General features: G+C 57.5%; 5 protein-coding genes. All 5 read left to right on the top strand.

The genetic code is table 11. The features are described 5' to 3' along the window. On the top strand, window positions 1-144 hold a 144-nt coding region (locus ACEQWH_RS14575), incomplete at its 5' end, for a glycine cleavage T C-terminal barrel domain-containing protein (RefSeq protein ID WP_370232034.1). A 12-nt stretch (window positions 145-156) separates the two neighbouring features. Continuing rightward, window positions 157-1,149 carry an acryloyl-CoA reductase gene (gene acuI / locus ACEQWH_RS14570; RefSeq protein ID WP_370232033.1) on the top strand — a complete coding sequence of 331 codons (993 nt, stop codon included), beginning with the start codon at window positions 157-159 and terminating at the stop codon, window positions 1,147-1,149. Between the two features lie 71 nt (window positions 1,150-1,220). Further along, a complete protein-coding gene (locus ACEQWH_RS14565; RefSeq protein ID WP_370232032.1) occupies window positions 1,221-1,634 on the top strand; it encodes an HIT family protein in 414 nt (137 codons plus the stop codon). A 14-nt stretch (window positions 1,635-1,648) separates the two neighbouring features. Then, window positions 1,649-2,881 (top strand): aminotransferase class V-fold PLP-dependent enzyme, encoded by a 1,233-nt coding sequence (locus tag ACEQWH_RS14560; RefSeq protein WP_370232031.1) that lies wholly within the window; start codon window positions 1,649-1,651, stop codon window positions 2,879-2,881. Window positions 2,882-2,944: 63 nt separating this feature from the next. After that, the gene (locus ACEQWH_RS14555) at window positions 2,945-3,385 is read left to right on the top strand and encodes a TrgA family protein (protein WP_370232030.1); all 441 of its coding nucleotides are present in this window, start codon (window positions 2,945-2,947) and stop codon (window positions 3,383-3,385) included. Window positions 3,386-3,474: the final 89 nt, after the last annotated feature.

The raw sequence follows: 3,474 nt of genomic DNA, 5'->3' as shown, positions 1-3,474 counted from the left end.
TCCGCCGCGTGGTCGCCCGACTTTGAGACGAATGTGGCAATCGGCATGATGCGGATGACCCATTGGGACGCGGGCACCAAGGTCGAAGTGGAAACGCTGGATGGAATGCGTCCGGCGGTGGTCGAAGAGAGTTTTTGGATTTAGGGGAGGGGTGTCATGTTTAACGCACTCGTAGTGAACAAAGATGCCGACAGCGGCAAAACCAGCGCGGCGGTTCAGCAGATCGACGTCAGCGACCTTCCCGAAGGGGACGTGTTGATTGATGTCGAATTCTCGACCGTCAACTATAAGGACGGTCTTTGCATCGGCCCTGGTGGCGGCCTTGTGCGCAACTACCCCCACGTGCCGGGGATCGACTTTGCGGGCACCGTCGCGGAAAGCTCGGACGACCGCTACAAGCCCGGTGATCGTGTTGTTCTGACCGGCTGGCGCGTTGGCGAGATGCATTGGGGCGGCTATGCACAAAAGGCCCGCGTTAAGGCGGACTGGCTTGTGCCGTTGCCCGAAGGCCTGTCGACACGTCAGGCCATGGCGGTCGGGACAGCCGGATTTACCGCAATGCTGGCGGTGATGGCCTTGGAAAACCAGGGTCTGACACCGTCTGACAAGCCAGTTCTGGTCACAGGCGCCGCCGGTGGCGTTGGGTCTGTTGCGACTGCGATCCTTGCCAACCTTGGCTATCAGGTGGCCGCGGTCACAGGCCGTGCAGAAGCGTCTGAGTATCTGACCTCGCTGGGGGCCACCCAAATCGTGCCGCGCGAAGAGCTGAACGAGACCACGAAACGCCCGCTGGAAAGTGAAAACTGGTCCGGCTGCGTTGATGCGGTTGGCGGTGACATGCTGGCGCGTGTGCTGGGCCAGATGGCCTATGGTGCCTCGGTTGCAGCGGTTGGTCTGGCGGGCGGTGCAGCTCTGCCGGCAACCGTTATTCCGTTCCTGTTGCGCGGCGTGAACCTGCTGGGCATCGACTCGGTAATGCAGCCTTATGACAATCGTCTGGTCGCATGGCAGCGCATTGCGCGCGATCTGCCTTTGGACAAGCTGGACGCGATGATCAATCCGGCCACACTCACAGATCTACCGGGCCTTGGGTCTGACATTCTCAAAGGTCAGGTCCGCGGTCGGGTAGTGGTTGATGTAAACGCGTAAACCTTGTCTTATGAAAGCGAGGCGCGGCTTTGGCTGTGCCTCGCTTTTGATTCCACCAGATGGTCACGACAATGAGCTACGATCCAGACAACATTTTTGCCAAAATCCTGCGCGGAGAAATCCCGTCAGAGAAACTCTACGAAGACGACGACACTTATGTTTTCATGGATATCATGCCGCGCACGGATGGCCATTGTCTGGTGATCCCCAAGACCCCTTGCCGCAACATGCTGGACGCCACACCCGAACAGCTTGCTGCCTGTCTTAAGACCGTTCAGAAAATGGGTCATGCGGTGATGAAGGCCTTTGATGCCGAAGGTGTCACGGTACAGCAGTTCAATGAGGCCGCAGGCGGGCAAGAGGTGTTCCACCTGCATTACCACGTCCATCCGCGCCATGCCGGAATTCCGATGCGTCCGCCGGGCAAGATGGCGGATTTTGACGTTTTGAAGCAGCACGCGGACAAAATTCGCGCCGCGCTCTAACTGCAGGGTGTCACATGGACCTCGACCTCGACTTTGTCCGCAGCCAGTTCCCTGCGTTTTCTGAACCCAGCCTTTCAGGCACACATTTTTTCGAGAACGCGGGCGGCTCTTATACCTGTTCGCAGGTGATCGACCGGCTCACCCGCTTTTACCGCGAACGCAAGGTTCAGCCCTATGGGCCCTATGACGCCAGCCGGCTTGGCGGCGAAGAAATGGACGAAGCGCGCAGCCGTCTTGCGACTTGGATGGGCGTTGTGACCGAGGAAGTGACCTTTGGCCCCTCGACGACCCAGAATGTCTATGTGCTTTCGCAGGCCGTGCGCGAATGGTTGACGGATCAAGACAGCATCATCGTTACCAATCAGGATCACGAGGCCAACAGCGGCGCGTGGCGACGTTTGGAACAGGCGGGGATCACCGTTAAAGAATGGCAGATCGATCCTGAAACGGGTCATCTGAACTTGGACGATCTTGCGGATCTTCTGGATGACTCTGTACGGCTTGTCTGTTTTCCCCATTGCTCCAATGTGGTGGCCGAAATTAATCCTGTTGCAGAAATCACCGCCATGTCGCACGCAGCCGGTGCATTTGTTTGCGTGGACGGCGTCAGCTATGCGCCGCACGGCATTCCCGATGTTGGTGAGCTTGGGGCCGATATCTATATGTTTTCGGCCTATAAAACCTATGGCCCGCACCAAGGGGTGATGGTGGTGCGCAAGGGGATTGGCGAGATCCTCCCAAATCAGGCGCATTACTTTAACGGCGACGTCCTTTATAAACGGTTCGCTCCGGCCGGGCCGGATCACGCGCAGGTCGCTGCCTGCGCCGGGATGATCGACTATTTCGAGGCACTTGCTGCGCATCATGGCATTGCCGTAGCGGACACCGGATCGCAAAGCGCGACAACGCAAGCGCTGCATGATTTGCTGCGCGACCAAGAGATCGCGCGCGCGCAGCCATTGCTCGAGTATCTGGCCAGCAAGAATGCGGTACAGCTGATCGGCCCAACAGCCGCTGACCAGCGCGCGCCGACCTTTGCGCTTAAAACGCAAGACAATCCGCTAAAGCTGGCAGCCGATCTTGCAGAGCACGGCATCATGGCATCCGGCGCGGATTTCTATGCGGTACGCCCTTTGGGCGCGATGAACATTCCGGCGGATCCGGGCGTGCTGCGTCTGAGCTTTGTGCACTATACCTCGCAACAAGACATCGACGCCTTGATCGCTGCGCTGGACCGCGTACTTTAGCTTCCCTCTTGTAGTTTGAATGAGCAGGGGCAATGATCGGACAAACACCAAAGGCCCGAGCAAATGCCCACTGCAGCTAAACTAACCGCCGCCATTCTCTTTGCACTCATGACAATTGTCGCGTCAGAGCAGTTCAAAGCCTATATGCCCGAAGGCTATCAGTTTGGGTATTTCCTGTGGATCAATGCCGCGATTGCGGCACCTATCGCGTGGAAACTGATCGGCGGGCGTGTGGGCAACGGGGTTGCCTCAGCCATCAACAATGGCGTCACCGCTTTGTTGGCCTTGGTGGTTGTCTTGCTCTTTAACCATTCGTTTCGACTGATGATCCTAGAGTCGACAGGCATAGGCTATGCGAACCTGACGGCAGCCCTTCAGGACGTGGCTAGCAAGATGATCGAGCACGGTCTTTTGCTTTTAAACACCGATATTCTGGTGACATTTGGAATTGGCACCTTTGTCACCGCAATTTTAGCCGAGGCCGCGTCGCGCCGCTGGAGATAATTCATGGACTTGTTTTTCTACGGAACGCTGCGGCACATGCCGTTGCTTCGCATCGTTCTGGCCGACCGGTTTTCACAGATAGAGCTGCA

It is taken from the genome of Cognatishimia sp. (assembly GCF_964229375.1).
In the GTDB taxonomy this organism is placed as follows: domain Bacteria; phylum Pseudomonadota; class Alphaproteobacteria; order Rhodobacterales; family Rhodobacteraceae; genus Cognatishimia.
The sequence above is the reverse complement of the archived record's forward strand: the minus strand, read 5'-3'. Positions and strand labels throughout refer to the sequence as shown.